This window comes from Ruegeria sp. 6PALISEP08, from assembly GCF_001238295.1.
In the GTDB taxonomy this organism is placed as follows: Bacteria; Pseudomonadota; Alphaproteobacteria; order Rhodobacterales; family Rhodobacteraceae; genus Ruegeria.
On the sequence record NZ_LGXZ01000023.1, the window covers coordinates 1 to 19,668 of the forward strand.

The 19,668-nt window shown below is 53.2% G+C and carries 18 protein-coding genes; 8 read left to right on the forward strand and 10 right to left on the reverse strand.

Annotated features, from left to right (window positions below; translation table 11 throughout):
* Positions 1–242: 242 nt before the first annotated feature.
* On the reverse strand, positions 243–1,547 hold the full coding sequence (locus ALB80_RS21035) for a tetratricopeptide repeat protein (RefSeq protein WP_050606069.1): 1,305 nt from the start codon (positions 1,545–1,547) through the stop codon (positions 243–245).
* A 215-nt stretch (positions 1,548–1,762) separates the two neighbouring features.
* On the opposite strand from ALB80_RS21035, the gene gntH reads away from it, so the two are divergent.
* The 3 genes from gntH to ALB80_RS21050 all read left to right on the forward strand — a co-directional run bounded on the left by gntH (position 1,763) and on the right by ALB80_RS21050 (position 6,224).
* Complete coding sequence (gntH, locus tag ALB80_RS21040) at positions 1,763–3,094, forward strand: guanitoxin biosynthesis MBL fold metallo-hydrolase GntH (protein WP_172677932.1); 1,332 nt, start codon at positions 1,763–1,765, stop codon at positions 3,092–3,094.
* 125 nt (positions 3,095–3,219) lie between these two features.
* Entirely contained in the window at positions 3,220–4,977 is a 1,758-nt protein-coding gene (locus ALB80_RS21045; protein WP_050606071.1) for a hypothetical protein, read from the forward strand.
* Positions 4,974–6,224 carry a HupE/UreJ family protein gene (locus tag ALB80_RS21050; protein ID WP_050606072.1) on the forward strand — a complete coding sequence of 417 codons (1,251 nt, stop codon included), beginning with the start codon at positions 4,974–4,976 and terminating at the stop codon, positions 6,222–6,224. Before ALB80_RS21045 ends, ALB80_RS21050 begins: the two co-directional genes overlap by 4 nt.
* 448 nt (positions 6,225–6,672) lie before the next feature.
* Here the strand turns inward: ALB80_RS21050 and ALB80_RS21055 are convergent, their stop codons facing one another.
* The 6 genes from ALB80_RS21055 to ALB80_RS21080 form a co-directional block, all read right to left on the reverse strand.
* A complete protein-coding gene (locus ALB80_RS21055) occupies positions 6,673–7,428 on the reverse strand; it encodes an ABC transporter ATP-binding protein (protein ID WP_050606073.1) in 756 nt (251 codons plus the stop codon).
* 9 nt (positions 7,429–7,437) lie between these two features.
* On the reverse strand, positions 7,438–8,193 hold the full coding sequence (locus tag ALB80_RS21060) for an ABC transporter ATP-binding protein (RefSeq protein ID WP_050606074.1): 756 nt from the start codon (positions 8,191–8,193) through the stop codon (positions 7,438–7,440).
* 10 nt (positions 8,194–8,203) lie between these two features.
* A complete protein-coding gene (locus ALB80_RS21065; protein WP_050606075.1) occupies positions 8,204–9,409 on the reverse strand; it encodes a branched-chain amino acid ABC transporter permease in 1,206 nt (401 codons plus the stop codon).
* 3 nt (positions 9,410–9,412) lie between these two features.
* Entirely contained in the window at positions 9,413–10,444 is a 1,032-nt protein-coding gene (locus ALB80_RS21070) for a branched-chain amino acid ABC transporter permease (protein WP_050606076.1), read from the reverse strand.
* Positions 10,445–10,550: 106 nt separating this feature from the next.
* Complete coding sequence (locus tag ALB80_RS21075; protein ID WP_050606077.1) at positions 10,551–11,897, reverse strand: substrate-binding protein; 1,347 nt, start codon at positions 11,895–11,897, stop codon at positions 10,551–10,553.
* A 525-nt stretch (positions 11,898–12,422) separates the two neighbouring features.
* Positions 12,423–13,115 (reverse strand): substrate-binding domain-containing protein, encoded by a 693-nt coding sequence (locus ALB80_RS21080; RefSeq protein WP_050606078.1) that lies wholly within the window; start codon positions 13,113–13,115, stop codon positions 12,423–12,425.
* 265 nt (positions 13,116–13,380) lie between these two features.
* Between ALB80_RS21080 and ALB80_RS21085 the strand changes: the two genes are divergently transcribed.
* Genes ALB80_RS21085 through ALB80_RS22065 form a run of 3 tightly spaced genes read left to right on the forward strand, consistent with a single transcriptional unit; the run spans position 13,381 to position 14,731 of the window.
* On the forward strand, positions 13,381–14,193 hold the full coding sequence (locus ALB80_RS21085) for a class I SAM-dependent methyltransferase (protein WP_050606079.1): 813 nt from the start codon (positions 13,381–13,383) through the stop codon (positions 14,191–14,193).
* A 17-nt stretch (positions 14,194–14,210) separates the two neighbouring features.
* Complete coding sequence (locus ALB80_RS21090) at positions 14,211–14,480, forward strand: hypothetical protein (protein ID WP_050606080.1); 270 nt, start codon at positions 14,211–14,213, stop codon at positions 14,478–14,480.
* Positions 14,481–14,536: 56 nt separating this feature from the next.
* Positions 14,537–14,731 (forward strand): recombinase family protein, encoded by a 195-nt coding sequence (locus ALB80_RS22065; protein ID WP_083445419.1) that lies wholly within the window; start codon positions 14,537–14,539, stop codon positions 14,729–14,731.
* Between the two features lie 463 nt (positions 14,732–15,194).
* Here the strand turns inward: ALB80_RS22065 and ALB80_RS21100 are convergent, their stop codons facing one another.
* Both ALB80_RS21100 and ALB80_RS21105 read right to left on the reverse strand, forming a co-directional pair.
* A complete protein-coding gene (locus tag ALB80_RS21100; protein WP_050606082.1) occupies positions 15,195–15,602 on the reverse strand; it encodes a universal stress protein in 408 nt (135 codons plus the stop codon).
* Positions 15,603–15,659: 57 nt separating this feature from the next.
* Positions 15,660–16,109: a phasin family protein gene (locus ALB80_RS21105; protein WP_050606083.1), complete on the reverse strand. Its 450-nt coding sequence runs from the start codon at positions 16,107–16,109 to the stop codon at positions 15,660–15,662.
* A gap of 200 nt (positions 16,110–16,309) precedes the next feature.
* On the opposite strand from ALB80_RS21105, the gene ALB80_RS21110 reads away from it, so the two are divergent.
* Complete coding sequence (locus ALB80_RS21110; protein ID WP_050606084.1) at positions 16,310–17,482, forward strand: cation:proton antiporter; 1,173 nt, start codon at positions 16,310–16,312, stop codon at positions 17,480–17,482.
* Here the strand turns inward: ALB80_RS21110 and ALB80_RS21115 are convergent, their stop codons facing one another.
* The gene (locus ALB80_RS21115; RefSeq protein WP_050606085.1) at positions 17,483–17,890 is read right to left on the reverse strand and encodes a c-type cytochrome; all 408 of its coding nucleotides are present in this window, start codon (positions 17,888–17,890) and stop codon (positions 17,483–17,485) included.
* Positions 17,891–18,434: 544 nt separating this feature from the next.
* On the opposite strand from ALB80_RS21115, the gene ALB80_RS21120 reads away from it, so the two are divergent.
* Positions 18,435–19,655: an APC family permease gene (locus ALB80_RS21120; protein WP_050606086.1), complete on the forward strand. Its 1,221-nt coding sequence runs from the start codon at positions 18,435–18,437 to the stop codon at positions 19,653–19,655.
* Positions 19,656–19,668 lie beyond the last annotated feature (13 nt).

Below are 19,668 nucleotides of genomic sequence, written 5' to 3' on the forward strand. Positions count from 1 at the left end.
AGCCGTCCGTCATATCAAAACGGATCCCGAATGTAGAGGCGCGAACGGCCGCTCATTGGGATACCAGACCTTGGTCGATTTGGATTTGATGACCGACTTGCGGGACAATGCTGTCGTTCGTTGCGGTCACTCTAACGACCGCTTTCATGGCTTTTCATAGGAAACAGTTTAGTTTTTCAAAGGAGTTGCGTCAGATATTCGAGCAATACAACTGGGTTAAGATTTTTCCCTCTTCCAAACACTTAGTTTTTATGGGCTTCCACTGCCTTGATACCCGACATGACCTCTTCAACATGCCGCGGGTCTTGGAAAACGCTGGTCAGGATCTTCTCCACGTTGGCACCAGGCCAGGATTTCTTCATCTCAGCATGTTTTCGAGCGGCCTCTATGGTTCGACCAAGTTCGTACAGTGCAGCGACCTGATAGGCGAACGACGGTGCGCTGATCGGGTCTCCGAAATCTGAGGCCTGAGAAAACGCCTCCAGCGCCTCTCGATAGTTGCCCAAGTGAAAATTTGACGCACCATAGATGTTCCGATTGGCAAATCGTTGATTGCTTCGCCCCAGGTTCATTGCCTTTACGGCTGAGTTGGCTGCCTCGTCAAAATCGCCCGAAAACAGTGCAATGGAACCATGAATGTCTAATATGTTTCCGTCAGCAGGTGCCAATTGTACGGCTCTTGACGATACCCTTTTTGCCTCGTCGAATTCCCGTCCGGCAAAATTCACCCAAGCTTGCACCGATTGCGTCCATGGGTCGGCTGGTGCGAGGCTTGAGGCACGCTCAGCCATCGTCTGAGCTTGCTCCAGAAGCGCGTTTTTTTCTGATCCGTTCTGCGTCAAAATCGAAAGAGTAGCATAAGTCTGCGCAGCTCCGGCATATCCACCGAAGTAATCCGGTCCCAGTTCAATTACCCGGTTGAACACTTCGTTTACCAACTCTTGGCGTGGACGATCAAAAATGGGAAAGATCATGCGTCTGGCTTGTTCGGCCAGATTCATAGCCTGCAATGATGAAGCAGATTGTTCGCGCACCGCTTGACGTCTCAGTACATCCTGTTCCGAATTCTCCACTGACGGTAGCACCGTTGCCTCACGGTGCAGGGGGCCAAGCGCGAGGACGATCCCAATGGCTGTCCCTGCTGTGAAAGCCAGAGCCGCCCAGCCGAAAGCCCGTTTGGAAGATGAAGCCCAATTGGTTTGGGGACTCTCGACCCTTTCAAAACGCGGCCTGTACCCGCCGGTATCTACGAAAATCCGGACAGAATCCGTGGCCCCGACTGTATCGTAGTAATGCTCCAGGTTCTGCCTGAGCCGACGCGCATCCACTCTGACGACATTGTCCGGGTCGCCCTCGTCCGTCGGATCTCGGTCGTATACGTCCTGGGCGATTGTTTTGCCCCTGATCAGCTCACCCCGACCGGCCAATTCTTCTGTGACGATATATGTCAGGAAAGCGCACAGACGATCCAAGGGCGAAAACAGGTCGCTGCTGCACACGGATTGCAATGCGGCCTGTTTGTCCGTGTTTTGGATGTCATCTTCCATAAATATCCTTAGTTTTTAGGGCTCTGACACAATCCATTCAGATATCATGATGCAACTAAAGCCAACGTGAGTCACCCCTGTGTCACAGTGATTCCGTTACCAGCACTCCGAACATGGGCGACGCTTGTCCTGCATCGCCACTGATGCGCGCCGCCGGCATTGCCATTTCTGTCGAAGGAACAATGCCGGCCCTTGCGGAAAAGGGAGTTCATGACATGCATAGAACCAAACGATTATTGAAATACTCGGCCTATCTGGCGGCTGGTATAACATTCGGGTTGTGGATGGCTGCCCCGAACGGCGGCATCAAGATGTTGGGGGACGTATTCAGCCCTTCGATGGCCTTGGCTCAGGAGGCAACGCCGGAAGTATCCCCGGTCAAGGCGAGGGAACGGGATACGTATTACCCGAACAGTGAGGACCTTCAGCCGGATGAAATGCGGGTGATCGCTTGTGGCACTGGCATGCCGACGACCCGCGCTTCTCAGGCCGCCGCCTGTTTTCTGGTCGAGTTGGGGAATGGAGACAAGTTCCTGTTCGACGCAGGCTCAGGTTCCGCTGAACGGATCTCGTCGCTCCAGATCCCGTACAACTACCTCAACAAGGTATTTCTTGGTCACTTGCACACCGATCACTTCGGCGGTCTTCATGACCTTTTCATCGGTGGTGCGCTGATGGGACGGAACGTTCCGCTGAAAGTCTGGGGGCCAAGTGGTGCGGCACCGGAGCTTGGCACGGCCTATGCGCTGGATCACATGCAGAAGATGTTGACCTGGGATTTGGCCGGGCGTGCCGGCAATGTCGATTTCCGTGGTTACAAAATGGAAGTTACCGAATTTGACTATAAGCTTGAGAATGAAGTGATCTATGACGAGAACGGGGTACAGATCCGCACTTTTCCGGCAATTCACTCCATCGACGGCTCGGTTAGTTATTCACTGGAATGGAACGATCTGAAGTTCGTTTTCAGTTCGGATACCTATCCCAACAAATGGTTCGTCGAATACTCCAAGGATGCGGACCTCGTCATTCACGAAAGCTTTATCGCCGTGCCGGAACTGGTGTCAAAAATGAAGTTCACGCCGGAATCCGCGCTTCAGGTTGGCACTCAGGTTCACACGGCACCGGAAGCTTTCGGCAAAGTGATGAGCGAAATCCAACCCCGGATGGCAGTGGCCTATCACTTCTTCAACGACTTTGACACGGCGACAGCAGTGTATGAGCGCATCAGGTCCACCTACGACGGGCCGCTCAGCCTGGCACAGGACTTCATGGTTTGGAACGTGACCAAGGACGACATTCGCGTCCGTATGGCCGTCACCGAAGAGGCCACATGGTCGCCACCGCTTGCCGCTCCTGCTGAGCCGCCGAAAGAGGAAGATAAGGTCGCAATGGCAGAGAGCATCGGCGTAGAATCCATCGATTTCAGCGAGTTCATTGCCAGCGGTGTGTTTGACGTCGACGACGTCCTGCGTCCGATCTACGAGGACGCCAGCGAGGCGATGGGGCAGGAATTCCCCTATCCGGAGAACTCCGAACCGAAGTGAGTTTTCGGCCAACTATAACCGGCGGCGGTCTTGAACTCCGGCGTCGGTCACTCGGCTTTCGATCTTTATTTCACCTCGTGTTCAGATCGCGAAGCCGAGGTCAGCCAGCACCGGAGGAAATTCGCATGATTTTATTCAGGTATTTCATCTTTCTAACCGCAATAAACCTGCTCATCATTCCAGCGTCGCTGGCTGATCTTTTACGCGCCAATGGCGCTGAAACTGCACGAAACTTTGCTGAAATCTCGGTGCAGGAAGATCGCGTTCAGATTACACTGGAAATTGACCTCAAAGACATGCCCGCCTTTCTGTCGGAGGCTCCCGAAGGCGCTGACCCGGCCGCCGACCTGTCTGAGCGCGTCGGCAAAGCGCTTCTGGTTTCGGCAGACGGGCTCAATCTTTTGCCCGAGACGCAGCAAATCGAAGTCAGACAGCGAAAAACACGCGCGACATCGTACAGACCAAGCTATGGGCTGGCACAACAAGACGAGCGCTCGCCGCAAGTGGTATTTGTGGCCCTCGAATATTCATTTGAACAAAGGCCATCAGCGATCACATTTACTCCGCCGCTGGATCCGGACGGGATGCCGTCTGCACCAATCGGCGTAATCTTCGATCATCAGGGCGTAGCGGTCACTGACTACCGATACCTGTCTCGGCCAGAAGTTTTCCATCCCAACTGGGACGACCCCTGGTACAGCCGGTTCGAGAACCCGAACCTGACGCGACACCACAAGTCGGCCTTGATGTCTTTCATCTCGGTCGAACCCAGGGAAGTGCGTCATGAAGTCATTTTTCGACTGCGCGATCTGGAAGGTTGGACTGACCTTGGGCTTGGCGAAATGACCAGTCTCGACGCCGAACTAATGGCTCAGGTAAAAACCCGTGCTATTGAGCTATTCTCGGAAAGTAACCCGATGGTCATAGACGGCACACCTGTCAAACCCGTCGTTGCGCGTGCCGATCAGTTGTCGCTTGGCGTCGATGGTTTGAAGCTTCTGGGAACCCCGGATCAAACGGATCGCGCTACAGCAATGCTGGGTATCATCCTGTCTTATCCTCGCGACGCGCTACCTGAGAACCTCTCGCTGTCATGGACTCTGTTTGCCGAAGACACAGATGCCATTCCAGTTCAGATCACCGATCCCGCTGGGGCTGTGCCAGGTCAGATCACCAGGGGATCACCTGAGATTTCGTGGACAAACTACATAGTCGATTGGAGCGACCCAGTAACACAGCCTGTGACGGTCTCTGCGATAACGTCTTACAAGGTTCCGGCTTACTCAATTGGTCTTCTGGCTTTTGCCCTACTGATTGCGGCTTTGGGCGTACGTGCGGGATCGGGCCGCCGCAAAGTGTGGGGAGTCGCAGCTGTTTCAGTTTGCGTCATCTCCGGCGTGCTAAAATCGAACACAGTTGATTTGGACCTGCCAACCAAATCGATCCCAAACAAAGAAGCCGGGTCAAACATCGTCCACGCCATGGTGGAAAATGTAGCCGTTGCGCAGCTCGAAACGCAAAAGCCTGAATTTGCCACGGCATTGAGTAAATTTGTTCTGCCGAAACACTCAACTGAAGTGGAAGCAGAAATTCGGCGCGGCATGACCGTGGCGTTGCCGTCGGGTGCGAAGGCGCAGGTAAGGGAGGTTGCGAATTTGACGGTGGAAGATGTCGAAGCCAACGCCGACGGAAATGCTCAAGTCCTGGCGCGCTGGGATGCATCGGTAAGTGGCGGGCATTGGGGCCACATGCATCAGCGTGTTGTTTCCTACCGAGCATTGCTTGATTTCGAACCCAAAGAGGGGGCTTGGTACTTGTCTGGGCTTACTGTTCTGGCGGCTCGAATGAACACATACCCCTCGTCACAAGGAGGGAACTCATGAGACTTTTGTTTTTTCTCTGCGCCCTATTATTCGGATTGGCCTGTTCCCCCTCTCTGGCGCATTTCAAGCTGAATCAGAATGTCCGCATTCATCATGTAGTGCATTCGGAGGAAGGTCTGGACGTCTATCTACGCACGCCGATGTCTTACCTGGTTGCGGAACTGGTTGGTCCAGATGGCTTGGATGGTATGCCAACTCCTGCGCCATTTACGTACAACCACATCGAAGACGGCGTCCTCATGCACTATGTAGATCAAGGTAGTTTGCGCGACAATCCGGACGGGCTGGGGAAGATCGCGGCCAAGGCCTTTGAACTGTCAGTTGAGGGGAAGATACAGCCTGCATCGGTTGTTGCGTTGCGGCTGCATCCATTGCGAACAGAACCGGGTTTTGCAACCCAGACGGAAGCACGCGATGCATTGGCATCCGGGGATGTTTTTCCAGGTACGGCCGGTGAAATTTATGTCGGTGACGTCATGGTTGATATCCATTTTCGCTATGCCAGCGAGCCCGTCGCGGCCTACAGCCTGTCCCATACATCCGATCCCGGACTGCCAGGACAGGAAAACACGGCAAACCTTATTCTGGATTATAACGGCCAAGAGGTCCGGACTTTTCGCGCCACGGGGCTGATGCATGACCCAGTTAAAGTATCCAGTTCAGCGACCGCCGCGGCCTCAACCTTCATTGTCGAAGGCATCCGGCACATCCTTGAAGGGCCCGACCACGTGCTTTTTGTGCTCTGCATGATCATCGGCGCGCTCAACCTGCGCAGCCTACTGGCGCGGGTCACAGGTTTTACCCTCGGCCACACAGTCACATTGATCCTCGGGTTCTTCGGCATAGCCCCCAGCGGCGCCTGGTTCATCCCCACAGTCGAACTGGCAATTGCCTTATCCATCGTATATGCGGCCGTGATGGCTGTATTGCCTTCCAACCAGAAGCACGGTGATCTGAAAGCATTTGGTGTAACGTCGGGCATCGGCCTACTTCACGGGTTTGGGTTTTCGTTCATGCTGCATCAGATCCTGCGGGTGGATGCGCCAAATGTGTGGCACAGCCTTTTGGCCTTCAATGTCGGAGTTGAGATCGGGCAGCTGATGATTGCCCTTCTGGTCTGGCCAATGGTCCTGTTTCTACGCAAGCAACCGGGCCGTATCTGGATCGGGTCACGTGCGACCGTGGCCATTTGCGCCGCTGCGATCGCTATGGTCTGGGTGGTTGAGCGGGCGGAGTTTTTCCTGTGATGCTATAGTCTTTCGCGGTTATGAATTTTTGAGGGCTTCACTTGCCGTTCTTCCGGTTGAGCGCGCCGCCTTGCAGACCCTTTGAGATCAAGTCGCGTCTGCTTTTCGCAGGAAGCAGTTATTCGTCCATATTGCAGCAAGCGACGCTTTGGGCTCGGTGCGGTCTTTCGCTGCAACTTGCGTGAACGTCTACTTTGCGGACAAAGCCGCCGTTAGCCGCACAGCAGCGTTCAAACGCCTTCTGAGTGTCGCTCCGCGGACACAGTGGACAAAGATATCTTGTAAAACTAGAATATTCGTCCGGTCTTAACTGCCGGGCTATTTTCTCGCCTCCATGCTTCCAACTATTCCATTTAACGCAAGTCAGTAGACTAAACCTGAAGCAAACATGTGCTTTGGACACGATTTAGACATGCATGTTTGGCCTGATTAGCACGGAATACGCGAGCTAGATCGCCAGATATTCCTCACGAAGGGTGGTGTCCTCAAGCACCTCTTTCGCAGTACCATCAAATACAATAGTCCCGGTATCTAGAATGATCGCACGATCTGCCAACTCCAAAGCGCGTACAGCGTTCTGCTCAACAATTATCGTGGTCATACCCTGTTGTTTAACGTGAATGAGAGTCTTTTCGATTTCATCGACAATGACAGGAGCCAATCCCTCATATGGTTCATCCAAAAGTAAAACCTTGATGTCCCTCGCCAAGGCTCTGGCGATTGACAGCATTTGCTGTTCACCTCCTGACAGTGTAATTCCCTCTTGTTTTCTACGCTCCCCTAAACGTGGGAACAACTCGTAAAGCCGTTCCAGTGACCATCCGATTGGTGGGGCAATCTGAGCAAGCAGTAGGTTTTCTTCAACAGTCAGGCCAGGAATAATGCGCCTATCTTCTGGCACAAGACCCAGGCCTGCTGCTGCAGCTTCATAGCTTGTCATGTTGTGTAGTGGCTTATGGTCTAGCCAGATTTCGCCATGTCTTACTTCAGGCTCTCCAACTCTTGCTATCGAACGAAGTGTTGAGGTTTTACCCGCACCATTGCGCCCAAGAAGAGCCAGAATTTCACCTTCGTGCACATTGAAGCTGACGCCTTGCACGATGTAGCTTTCTCCATAGTAGGAGTGCATATCCCAAACGGAGAGAAAAGCGGGGGCCGTGGTGGCCAAATTGGCGTTTTTCGAAAAGTCAGGTTTCTCGTTCATAGATTTTCCTTACGCAGCCTCGCCTAGATAGGCCTCGCGAACCTTGGGGTTTCCGCGAATGTTCTCAGGAGTATCTTCAACCAAGGGTGTACCCTGAGCCAGAACTGTGATGCGTTCGGCAAGGCTGAAAACCACATGCATGTCATGCTCGATGATTGCGATTGTGATGTCGCGCTCATCCTTAATTTGTTTTAGCAGGTCGATTGTGTTGTTTGTATCCGCCCTCGCCATCCCCGCCGTGGGTTCATCCAGCAGCAATAGCCGTGGGTTTTGGCTGAGGCACATGCCAATCTCAAGCCGCCGTTTGTCACCGCGCGACAACGAGGCTGCATGCATTTCGCGTTTGTCCGCCATATTCATCTCTTCCAGCATGGCTTCGGCTTGTTCGACAATCTCGCGTTCGTTTGCGATGGTCTCGTATGCATGCATCCGAAATGCACCGTCCCGCATTGCGAAAATCGGGATCAACATGTTTTCCATAACCGTCAGTTCACCAAAAATCTCCGGTGTCTGGAACACGCGGCTAATACCCATCTGGTTAATCTGGAAGGGTTCAAGCCCCAACACCGAGGCGTTGTCGAACAATACGGCACCTGTGTCTGGCATAAGCTTGCCCACCAGACAATTTAGCAAAGTCGACTTGCCAGCACCATTAGGTCCGATGATCGCGTGAACCGAATTTTCCTCTACACTTAGGTTTACGTCCGTCAATGCCTTGAGACCACCGAAGCGCTTGCTGACGTCTTTGACTTTTAGAATTGCCATAGCTTGCCCCTTATTCCGCCGGTTCCGTTTTGCCGGACTTTGCATCGTCGGCTTTTGATTTCTTGCGCTTTATTCGGTTAAGCAAACGCTGGCCACCTTCGACAAGACCACCCGGCAGGTAGATTACGACCAGCATGAAAAGGATGCCAAGCGTCAGATGCCAACCTTTTCCAATGAATGGATGGATCACGAACACTACCGCGTCCTCCAAACCGTCAGGCAGGAAAGCAAACCAACTGTGCAACACGTTGTCGTTGATCTTCGAGAAGATATTCTCGAAATATTTGATGAAACCTGCACCCAGTACTGGACCGATCAATGTGCCTGTACCACCTAGGATCGTCATCAGAACGACTTCACCCGAAGCGGTCCACTGCATGCGCTCTGCGCCTGCCAGCGGGTCCATCGCGGCCATCAGGCCACCAGCTAGACCAGCATACATGCCAGAGATAACAAACGCCGCCAACGTGTACGGCTTTGAGTTTAGGCCGGTATAGTTCATCCGTTGCTGGTTTGATTTGACAGCCCTAAGCATCATGCCAAAAGGCGAGCGGAAGATGCGGATGGACAGGTAGAATACCACCATCATGATTATCGCGCATAGATAGTATCCCGCGTTAAAATCGAAGCTCCATGCTCCCACGTCCATAGTATAGGTAGCGCGCATCGGCAGCCCGAACAAATGTGGCAGGTCTGGAGAGTTGGCGACTTGCAAGATTTGTGGATCGTCTGCGTAAACCTGCAGACCGGTCTCCCCGTTGGTTAGGTTGAACTTGGGATTCGACAAGACAGAGTAGGCCAATGCGAAACTCATCTGCGCAAAGGCCAGAGTCAGGATCGAAAAGTAGATGCCCGACCGACGCAGACTGATAAACCCGATCAGCAGCGAGAACAGCCCAGCGACTACAACGCTGAGCGCGATAGCTGGAATGATATTGTAACTCAGCAACTTGAACATCCATACGGCTGAATACGATCCGACACCCAAAAAGGCCGCATGACCGAATGACAGGTATCCGGTAAGGCCGAATAGGATGTTGAACCCAATGGCAAAGATGCCAAAGATCACGAAGCGCTGCATCAAGTCTGGATAACCCGCGTTAAATTGCGCCATGGCGCTGCCTTCAGGGAACGGGTTCAGGATGAACGGGGCCAGAAGGGTGAGAAGGCCGACGATGATCAGAAGGCTGGTGTCTTTTTTGTTCAATCCAAACATCGATTATTCCTCCATCACGCCTTTGCGTCCCATCAACCCACGCGGGCGTGTCAGAAGCACAATGATGGCAACAAGGTAGATGATGATTTGGTTGATCCCGGGTATAGTCGTGGTGGCCCAGGTTGTTGAAGCAAAGCTCTCTAGGATGCCCAATAGAAAGCCAGCCAGCACGGCTCCAGGCAGCGAGCCCATGCCGCCGACAACAACCACAACGAAGCTAAGAACCAGAAAGTCCATCCCCATGTGATAATTTGGCGGGTTTAGCGGCCCGTACATCACTCCGGCCAAACCGGCCACTGCGGCAGCGATACCAAACATAATCGTAAAGCGGCGGTCGATGTTTATTCCCAGCAAGCCTACGGTCTCGCGGTCCGCCATTCCGGCGCGCACGACCATTCCGAACGTGGTGAATTGTAGGAATGAGAAAACAGCACCAATAATCGCGACGGCAAATCCGAAGTACACCAGACGCCAAATTGGATAGATTATGGCGTTGGCATCAAATCCAACCATTATGCCAAGATCGATAGAACCGCTCAGCGCGTCAGGCGGTGGAGTTTGGATTGGATTGGCGCCGAAGAAATACTTCACGATTTCCTGCAAAACGATCGCCAGACCAAACGTCACAAGGATCTGATCAGCGTGAGGGCGCTTGTAGAAGTGCTTAATCAACCCGCGTTCCATCACGTAGCCCACTGCTAACATGATCGGGATCGCAAACAGGACAGCTAGTGGAACAGACCAATCGATGATCGTCGCACCGGTCTCTGGGCCGAACCAACCCTCGATATAGGGTGTTTCAACCTTAAGCGGGTTGCCCAGGAAGTCGGTCTGAGTCTCGTCGATGGTCACAAAGCTCAGGTTCATGAGCTTTTGCAGAGTAACGGCACAGAACGCACCGATCATGAACAGTGCGCCGTGGGCGAAGTTCACAACACCCAGCGTTCCAAAAATGAGCGTCAGCCCCAGCGCAATCAACGCATAGGCCGACCCTTTGTCCAGACCGTTCAAAATTTGCAATAGGATGGCGTCCATAGGCCCCACCTCAGGGTTGGTCAGTGTGAATAAAGTGGTGTAACAGGATCAACCCTGTTGCAGATGTCTGGCCACCGCTGTGGCGGCCAGACTTAGACACGCGGACTTACGCGCCTGGATTACACTCACCCAGTGAGCCACCCGAGAACATCGGATGCTCGGGGTCGTATTCGACCTGCGCACGTGGCGTGATCTCGACGATTTCCAGAGTGTCATAGGCATTGGTCGGGTTTTCGTTGCCACGAACGACCAGCACGTCTTTGAAGCACTGGTGGTCAGCACCGCGATACCAGGTCGGACCGTTGCCCAAACCGTCGAACTCGAAGTCTTCCAGAGCTTCAACAACGCCGCACGGATTGAATGTGCCAGCACGCTCACAGGCATCGGCGTAGAGCAGAACTTGTGCATAGCAGGTTTGTGCAGAGTTGGACGGCGGCTTGCCATATTTCTCGCCAAAGGACTTCACAAAGGCTTTGGTGCCTTCATCCTGTAGCTGCCAGTTCCAGTTCATTGAACCCAACACACCTTTGATGTTCTCGCCTGCACCAGCGGCCATCAGTTCCGAATACAGCGGAACAACGATCTTGAAGTCTTTGCCGTTGGCCACCTTGTCGAGCAAGCCGAACTGAATTGCGTTGGTGAGCGAGTTCACCATGTTGCCGCCGTAGTGGTTCAGAACCAGAACATCAGCACCCGAGTTCAATACCGGAGTGATGTAGGAAGAGAAGTCCGTCGAGGCGAGCGGTGTTTTGACTGTGTTGACAGTTTCCCATCCCAAGGCTTCGGTCGAAGCAACAATCGACTCCTCCTGGGTCCAACCCCAGTTGTAGTCAGCCGTCAGGTGATAGGCACGGCGCTCTTTGCCCATCTCGGCCGCCAGCACCGGCGCGAGCGCTGCCCCCGACATGTAGGCGTTGAAGAAATGGCGGAAACCATTAGCCTTCTTGTCTTTGCCAGTCGTGTCGTTGGCGTGGGTCAGGCCTGCCATGAAGATCACGCCTGCTTCTTGACAGAGACCCTGCACAGCAACGGCCACGCCCGATGACGAGCCGCCGTTGATCATGATGGCACCGTCTTTTTCGATCATCGACTTCGCCGATGCACGTGCAGCGTCTGATTTCGTCTGCGTGTCGCCAGTGACGAACTCGACCTTTTTGCCGAGGATACCGTTGCCTTTCAGTGCCTTCGAGGTGAAGGTGTTCAAGCAACCCCCATCTCCCTCTCCATTCAGATGTTCGACGGCCAACTGTTGCGCCAGTAGCTCGTCATTACCCTCTTCAGCATACGGCCCGGTCTGGGGAACGTTGAAGCCCAGGGTTACGGACCCTCCGGTAGGTTCGTTGGTGTAAGCAGCAGCCGACGAAGCCGTGAAGATCGTAGGCAGGGCCAGACCGGTACCCGCGACGGCACCAGACTTCAACACGCCGCGGCGTGTGACAGATTTAGTGGTCATTAATTCCTCCCATTTCCCTTTCTTTCGTCATTTGGCTCCTCTTCCAGCAGACGAAAGCGCACTTATGTGCAAATCAATAATGGGAGGCCGATAGAAAATTTCACAACAACTTACTGGATTTGAAACAAAATTTTGTCAATTCTTTTACTGATTTCACCTGCATTTGTAAACATTCTGCGACCTAGAAGTATAAATTCTGTACGTTCCATATAGTTAAGTGCAAAATGCTAACCCTAATACTTTTGTTATGAATGGTATCGCACGCGTTAGTGGGCATACGCTGAAGCTAATTCGCAAGTGCGAACCAGCATTTCCAGTTCCAATTTGACACTAGATGTTCTCGGGTATTAGGTGTCCGCGTGCAAGGGAGCCTGTTTTACCATTTGTTAACTTTGGGCTCGGAGCCGACATTTTCGAATTTTGAGCAGCGCCGTAGGCTGGTCGCATCAAAAGGGAGGCGACGTCCTCTTTGCGGACAAAGCTGACATTCTTTAACCGAAATACGCATCGTGCGTCGCCGCACTGCTATCCAAATTCAAACCGCGATATTCCCGCCGTAGCGAGTTCGCCGTCCAGTTCGCATGCGGTAAGGAATGCGAGCGCAGTTTCCGAACCGGATTGAGGCGTGGCACTGAGGAAAACTGACATATCAATATGCGCCTTGAGTTCCTCGGGCAAAACAGCAGCAGGAGCGATGCCCGGGGTCGCGAGGATCGTAGTCAGCGGTGCAACCGCAAGTTCAGTTTCACCCGCGACCACCGATGCTACGGGCTCTCCACCACCCATGGCCCGGCTTCTTGGGAGAACGACGCTGCCTAAGCGCAATTGCCTTACGACTTGGAGATAAGTTCGCCCACTTGTACCTGCCCCGGTGTACGCAATGCTTTCCGCTTCGCAAAGCAGTTCGTTGATCTCATTCACATTCTCTTTGACTGACCTTACTGCACCTTCCTTTCGGCCAAATGCTAGTGGTACTCTACCGAAGGGACGATGACTATCGCTGTCGGCATGCCCAGATTCGATTAGGGCAGCCAGGTAGTACGGGTTTGTCAGGCCAACATCATAAGCTTCACCTTGCTCGATGCGCACAGGTATCGCTGGGTTAAGGTCAACCAGCTGAATTACCGATGCACCTGCAGCAGCCTCCATCCGAGGGATAATGCCCTTGATGAAAGCCCGAATAGCAGTGGGCACAAAGACCCGTAGTTCGCTCGACATGGCTATTTAACCTCTCGCGGGAGCCCGATGCGCATCCTAGGTCACGATGCACAAGTGTTTGGTTTTGAGCAAACCCTGTAAGAGGTAAGCTTTCCGCATTGGACAAAACCAGACTTTCGCTTGATCGTGACGAATAGCTGCTGAGCGGGATGCAGCGGACATCCAAAAACCCAATTGTATGGTTCTCTAACTGGTGAATGTCCTCGCCACAAAGCCTTCGCTAAGTGTAAGGTCGTGTATCGAAGACGAACGGTGGAGTATCGAGATGGCCGAAACTGACAAGGTATTCACCGGTTCAATCCCCGATATCTATGACGAGTACCTCGTGCCATTGATCTTTGAAGCCTATGCAACGGACATAGCAAAGCGCGTGGCATCAAACGATCCACAAGCCATCTTGGAAACGGCTGCTGGTTCTGGAGTGGTCACCAGAGCACTGGCCCCACTACTTTCGGCTGGCACCCGATATTGTGTGACCGATCTTAATCAGCCGATGCTGGATCGTGCAGCCAAGGTTCAAGGAAATGACAACAGGATTGAATGGACTGCGGCAGACGCGCTTTCGCTTCCTTTTGAAGACAGCAGTTTCGATGTAGTTTGTTGCCAATTTGGCGTGATGTTTTTTCCCGACCGCACAGAAGGATACGCTGAGGCTCGGAGGGTCTTGAAGCCCGGAGGCCGGTTCATTTTCAACGCTTGGGACAATATTAAGGAAAATGAATTTGCGGATGTAGTGACGAAAGCAGCAGGTGAAGTGTTTGCCGATGACCCGCCCTATTTTCTCGCTCGAACACCGCACGGGTATGCCGACGTAGGTGAAATTGAAGCAGATCTGCGGGCTGCAGGATTTAACGATATCTCTATAGAGACAATCACAGAAGTGAGTTCAGCCGCGTCCGCCCGCATCCCAGCAATCGCTTATTGCGAAGGAACCCCTCTCCGAAATGAAATCGAAGAACGAGATGCCGCGTTGCTGAACCACGTTGTAGATCACGCAACACAAGCGATTGCGGAGCGCTTTGGAGAAGGACCTGTGGCCGCGAAAATTCAAGGTCACGTCGCAACTGCCGCCTCCTAAGGACTTAGGCGCTCTGATTGTCCGCTGTGGGCTCGAAGCAGACGTTCGCTGCACTCGGTGTGGACGACAGCTATGCGGACAAAGCCGCCATCCGAATTTTTGCTCCTAAGGGCTGCAGTCAGCCCAGAGCGGACATCGCCATTTTTCTCATCGAGCGGAAAGCGGTCGTTGCCTTCGACCACACCAACCCAAAGACGACCGAGAAGCACTACAACCAAGCCCGTCAGGTAGAAGCCGGGCGCAAGTTAAACGCCGCACTGTCTTCGGTGCACAAGCGTGTGGCATGACACATTCCCATCAAGTTTCATGGGAGCCAGCCACAACCGGCTCCAGGAGTCACAGTATGACCCAAACTACCCCACGTGTTGTTCTCTACGCCCCCTACAGTTCCGACAATCAGCGCGACGCTTCCATTGAGGACCAGCTGCGTCTGTGCCGTGAACGTGCGGATGCTGAAGAATGGACCATTGTGGATAGCTATAGTGACCGATCGATTTCAGGCGCGAGCCTGAAGCTGCTGAGGCGCTGCGCGCTCTGATCGACAAGGTTGTGCTGACACCGACTGAAGATGGATATGACATTGATCTGCATGGAGATCTTGTCGGCATTCTCGCTTTAGCAACTGGTAAAAAAGCAAAAACCGCCGTAGCCGATGTGGCTGAGGCGGTTTCGCAAATATCGTCGGTTGCGGGAGCAGGATTTGGCCTTCATCGAACAACCGTGCTTCGAAGAAATGCCAAGTAGACTACATCTAAGAGCACAATCTGAGGCTCCGAGGCAACCCAAGTGTCGAAAGTCTCCCAGCGACCGACCAGCAACTGTTCTTCGCAATAAAGTAATCCAGCGTTCTAATAAATTCGAAACCGCAGGTAAGCTGCAAAATTTGCAAAAATATAGCTACAGTCCAAGGGTTCTTTGGCTCAGCTGTCAATTCTCTCGATCTGATTTGGCTCACTAAGTATAGGGCCACTCGAAAAGGAAGTCACACCGCTAACTTTGGATCAACGAATTACATGAACCGAGCACCTGGCGTGATGCACGACTCTGTTCGCAGTGGAACCTAAAAATATGTCATCAAAACCAGGCTTGTGCGAAGCCAAGACGATGCAATCCGCGTCGCTCTCATTTGCGAAGTCGACAATAGCCCTACCCGCGTGCCCAGAGATGAGCCGAGCCTTCGCGTCTGGAATTTTAGAAGCAGTTTGATGCAGGTTTTCCAGGATTTCATGCCGCGTATTGGCAAGTACTTCGCTGGGAATCTGAGACCCTACATACGCCGGAATTGGTTCTTGGACGTGTATCACGGTGAATACAGCGTCCGCATCAGCCAATTGGCGCGCGGCTTCAAACGACGCTTGTGTGTCGTGTTCTTGATCCAGAGCAACCGGGATCAGGATATTCTTGTACATTTGACCTCCTATCTACTGCTCCGATGATTCCAGTTTGGTTCCTCGGCAGCAGGAAACCTATACAGGCTCAGACTTTGAAGATTTCCCCGCGCTCTTTGTAGCGGCTACAACATCATCCACTGTTTTCTCAACAGCTTCAGCTTCGGTTTCAGCGACATAAGATGCACAACGGGACACGGTTTCGAACCATTCCTGCGCGTCAGCAACCAACCGCTCAGCCGAATGGCGCTGCCATTCCGCCATGCTCTGAAGAGCTTTCGATGGATCGGACGGGTTCGCGGAAGACACATTGCTTGCAACTTGTAGAGCCGTCCGGACCGCCTCATGACGCCGTTCGAACCAATGCTGCGCAAAGGCCTCTGTTTCTTCGAGCAATTTTTCTTGCGCGTCCCAAAACTGTTCGATCTGGGCACCGAAGGCCGGATTGCCAGACATGGGCGGTTGCATTTGCTTGAAAACATCCACAAGTGAGGTCGGGCTATTTGCGCTAGATTTCTTTCTCGGCATCGAAAACTCCTCCTCATTTCCTGAATAAGCTATTGTGCCACCTGCGGCATGCTTTCACCTTAATACAGATCAATTACCCTTATCTTTAGCACTCTCGGCTTAGACCGCGACAGGACACTCACATTCTCTCCGACATCGGTTCCTAGAGGGCAGTGTTGGAGTTAGAGTAGACTAGACAAGAACTTAACGCTTGGTTTTCTATGCACATTGCCGGCTTTCTGATTACCCTTGGTATCCTCTTCCTTGCCGGATTGGCGGCCGACCAACTTGGCCGGGCCACGCATCTTCCTCGTGTTACAACCTTACTTTTCCTCGGTCTGATCGCCGGGAACGCCGGAATGGGGTTGATCCCACTCGACGTCGCAATGTGGTTCGACGAGATATCCATTGTGGCCTTGACGATGGTCGCGTTCCTTCTTGGAGGATCTTTGACATGCGAGAACCTGGTACGGCATGGCCGAGCCATTCTGACGATTTCGATTTCAATCGTGGTTGCAACCCTTGTTATTGTGCCTGCTGGACTGACCGCAATTGGCGTACCCTTCGGGTTGGCGTTAGTGTTAGCGGCGATTGCTACGGCTACAGCTCCGGCCGCCATGACAGACGTGATCAAACAATCTGGGGTGTCCAATAGCTTCACCGAGACATTAAAGGGCGTCGTCGCAATTGATGACGCTTGGGGTCTGATTGTTTTCAGCATCGCCTTGGTTCTGGCCGGTCATTCGGACGGTTGGGCCACTGTCACGACCACAGCGATGTGGGATTTCGGAGGGGCTATTTTGCTGGGTTGCGCACTAGGCGTGCCATCCGCTTACCTGACCGGCCGCTTGAAACCGGGGGAGCCAATGCAGGCAGAAGCAGTGGGCATAGTCTTTCTTACAGCGGGCCTCGCGCTTTGGCTGGAGGTTTCCTTCTTGGTAGCAGGCATGGTTGCGGGCGCAGTTATCGGGAATCTTGCCCGCCATCACGACCGTGCTTTTCATGAGATCGAGCACATTCAGTGGCCATTCATGATCCTGTTCTTCCTGTTGGCTGGCGCCACGTTGGAAATTGAAGCCTTCGGTTTGATGGGCTGGGCTGGTGCTCTTTTCCTATTCTTGCGTGCCGTGGCCCGACTTGTCGGAGGTTACAGCGGAGCAATACTAGGCGGCCTGCCTCGCCGTCAGACCCGCTGGTACGGTCCCGCTTTGTTACCACAGGCCGGTGTCGCGGTAGGAATGGCCCTTGTAGCCGGAGAGCAATTTCCGCATTGGGCCGCGTTGATCATGGCCTTTACTCTAGCCAGTACTGTGGCCTTCGAGGTGTTGGGGCCGCCGTTGACTCTCATGTCAATCAGACGAACGGCTGACACGGATGAGCAGATTGGTCAGTGACTATTCAGACTGGATCGATTCAAGAAAGGCGAGCAAATTCGCCAACGTCAGGCCTACCATCATAGGTTGCCCATTAGGTAGAGCCACCGCGATTTGTTGGTCTGTCTCAAACACCGCGCCAAAGATTGGCATTTCGCCCCCATGGGCGAGCAATTGTGAACGACCATCAATCTGTTCAGCTATGCGAACTATCGGAAACACACCGTCGTTTTCGCCCGCCAATTTGGTAAGGTCGGGTGTTCGAATAGCCAACATTTCGGCCATTGGCCCGTCTCCGGTCGCTTCGAAACCGTGACATTGCCAGCAATACGTCCGGTACAAATCACTTCCCTCACTGACGCTGACCTCCTGCGCTAGTGCAGGCCCCGTGACTAACAGTGCCAGTAAAATCCCTCGATAAACCTGCATATTCTCCTCCAAATCGCTGCCACAAATGAAGATCCCATTAAACAGTATAGCTAAGGAACGTCTTTGACCTTGCTCATGTTGTCCGCACCAGCACGAACATTGGCGTTTCAGTCGAATAGCGTTTGAGCACGCGACTAGTCTAATCCAGGCAGGCCTCCAACTACGCCACTTCGTCATTGACCTCACCACCCTTGCGCCCAGACTCGCAGACCCGACGCCGCGAGTTGATTGACATAGATCAAAGCACCAACATGAATTACATAGTGAAATTCGAATGTTTCAACATATTCTACGTTCACCGTCCTGTCCCCAAGTAAACACAAAGGTGAACGGAATTTTGAAGGAGTGGAGGTTCCACCCACGGGGGCTCGGCAGGAGTGATGGCGAGCCCCCAGTTAGTTGATTGGCGCCCAATGCGCCCAGACGTAGAGACACAAGGCATTCGGTGCAGCTTTGACCATAGGATTAAGCCGCTGCGCCAATCAGGGAAAAAAGAGGGACGCCACTGACGACGTTCGGAAAGGGCAATTGGCGGAAATCACTTATGAACTCTGTTGATCCAAACGAACAGAAACTCAGACGGGCCCTTACTACCCCGTTGCTCACGCTTTACGGCCTTGGGGTAACGGTCGGAGCGGGCATTTACGTTTTAGTCGGTGCAACAGCAGGCATTGCTGGACAGTTTGCGGCGTTGTCGTTCGTTGTAGCCGCGCTCGTCGTATCACTCACCGCGCTTTCGTATGCAGAACTCGCAACTCGATTTCCTGTCAGCGCAGGTGAAGCAGCCTATGTTGAGGCGGGATTTCGGAAAAACTGGATGGCGGTTTTCGTTGGGCTTGCGGTGGCAGCCTCGGGCGTTATCTCCGCTTCTGCCGTTGCAATTGGTGCAGCATCATACCTTCACGCTTTGACCGGTTTTGCGATCCCTATTTTGACTATCGGTGTTGTTTTGATCATGGGTCTAATCGCGCTTTGGGGGATCACTGAGTCGGTCTTTGTTGCGGCTGCCATCACGATCATCGAGATCGCAGGTCTTCTCTTTGTGATTGGCTGGGGCATGTCGATCCAGGATCCGCAGGGATACGGGATCAGTTCGATGCTTCCGCCGCTGGAACTCGACGCGTGGAGAGGTATTTTCGCGGCATCACTTCTCGCCTTCTTTGCATTTGTTGGCTTCGAGGATATGGCCAATGTCGCGGAAGAGGTCAAAGACCCCGTGCGCACCATCCCAAAAGCGATTTTACTAACCCTCGTTCTGGCGACCATGTTGTATCTGGGAACCTCAATGACGGTTCTACTTGTTGTTCCGGTCGGTGTTCTCTCGACATCCGCAGCACCCCTCGCGCTTGTGTTTTCAAACGCCCCCGAGGTGATTAAACAGGGCTTTTCCGCGGTCGCGATTGTGGCGACAGTCAATGGAGTACTGATCCAGATGATTATGGCCTCGCGGGTGATCTACGGACTAGCAGACCGTGACCATTTGCCGAAGGTTCTGGCGTTAGTCCCTAAAGCAACGCAGACACCGGTTGTTGCTACTTTGCTGGTTGTAGCGATCATCGTTCTGCTGACTCAAACTATACCGATTGGCACTCTGGCAGAGCGCACATCCCAGATCGTTCTGGGCGTCTTTGTGCTCGTCAACATTTCGCTTATCCTGCTGAAGATGCAGCCGGACGAGGCCGCCAAGCATTTCCGCGTTCCTCTTGTGGTACCGATCCTTGGGGTGATCACCAGTGCATTGCTTTTCGGATCTGGATTTCTCTAACTAGACAAAACAA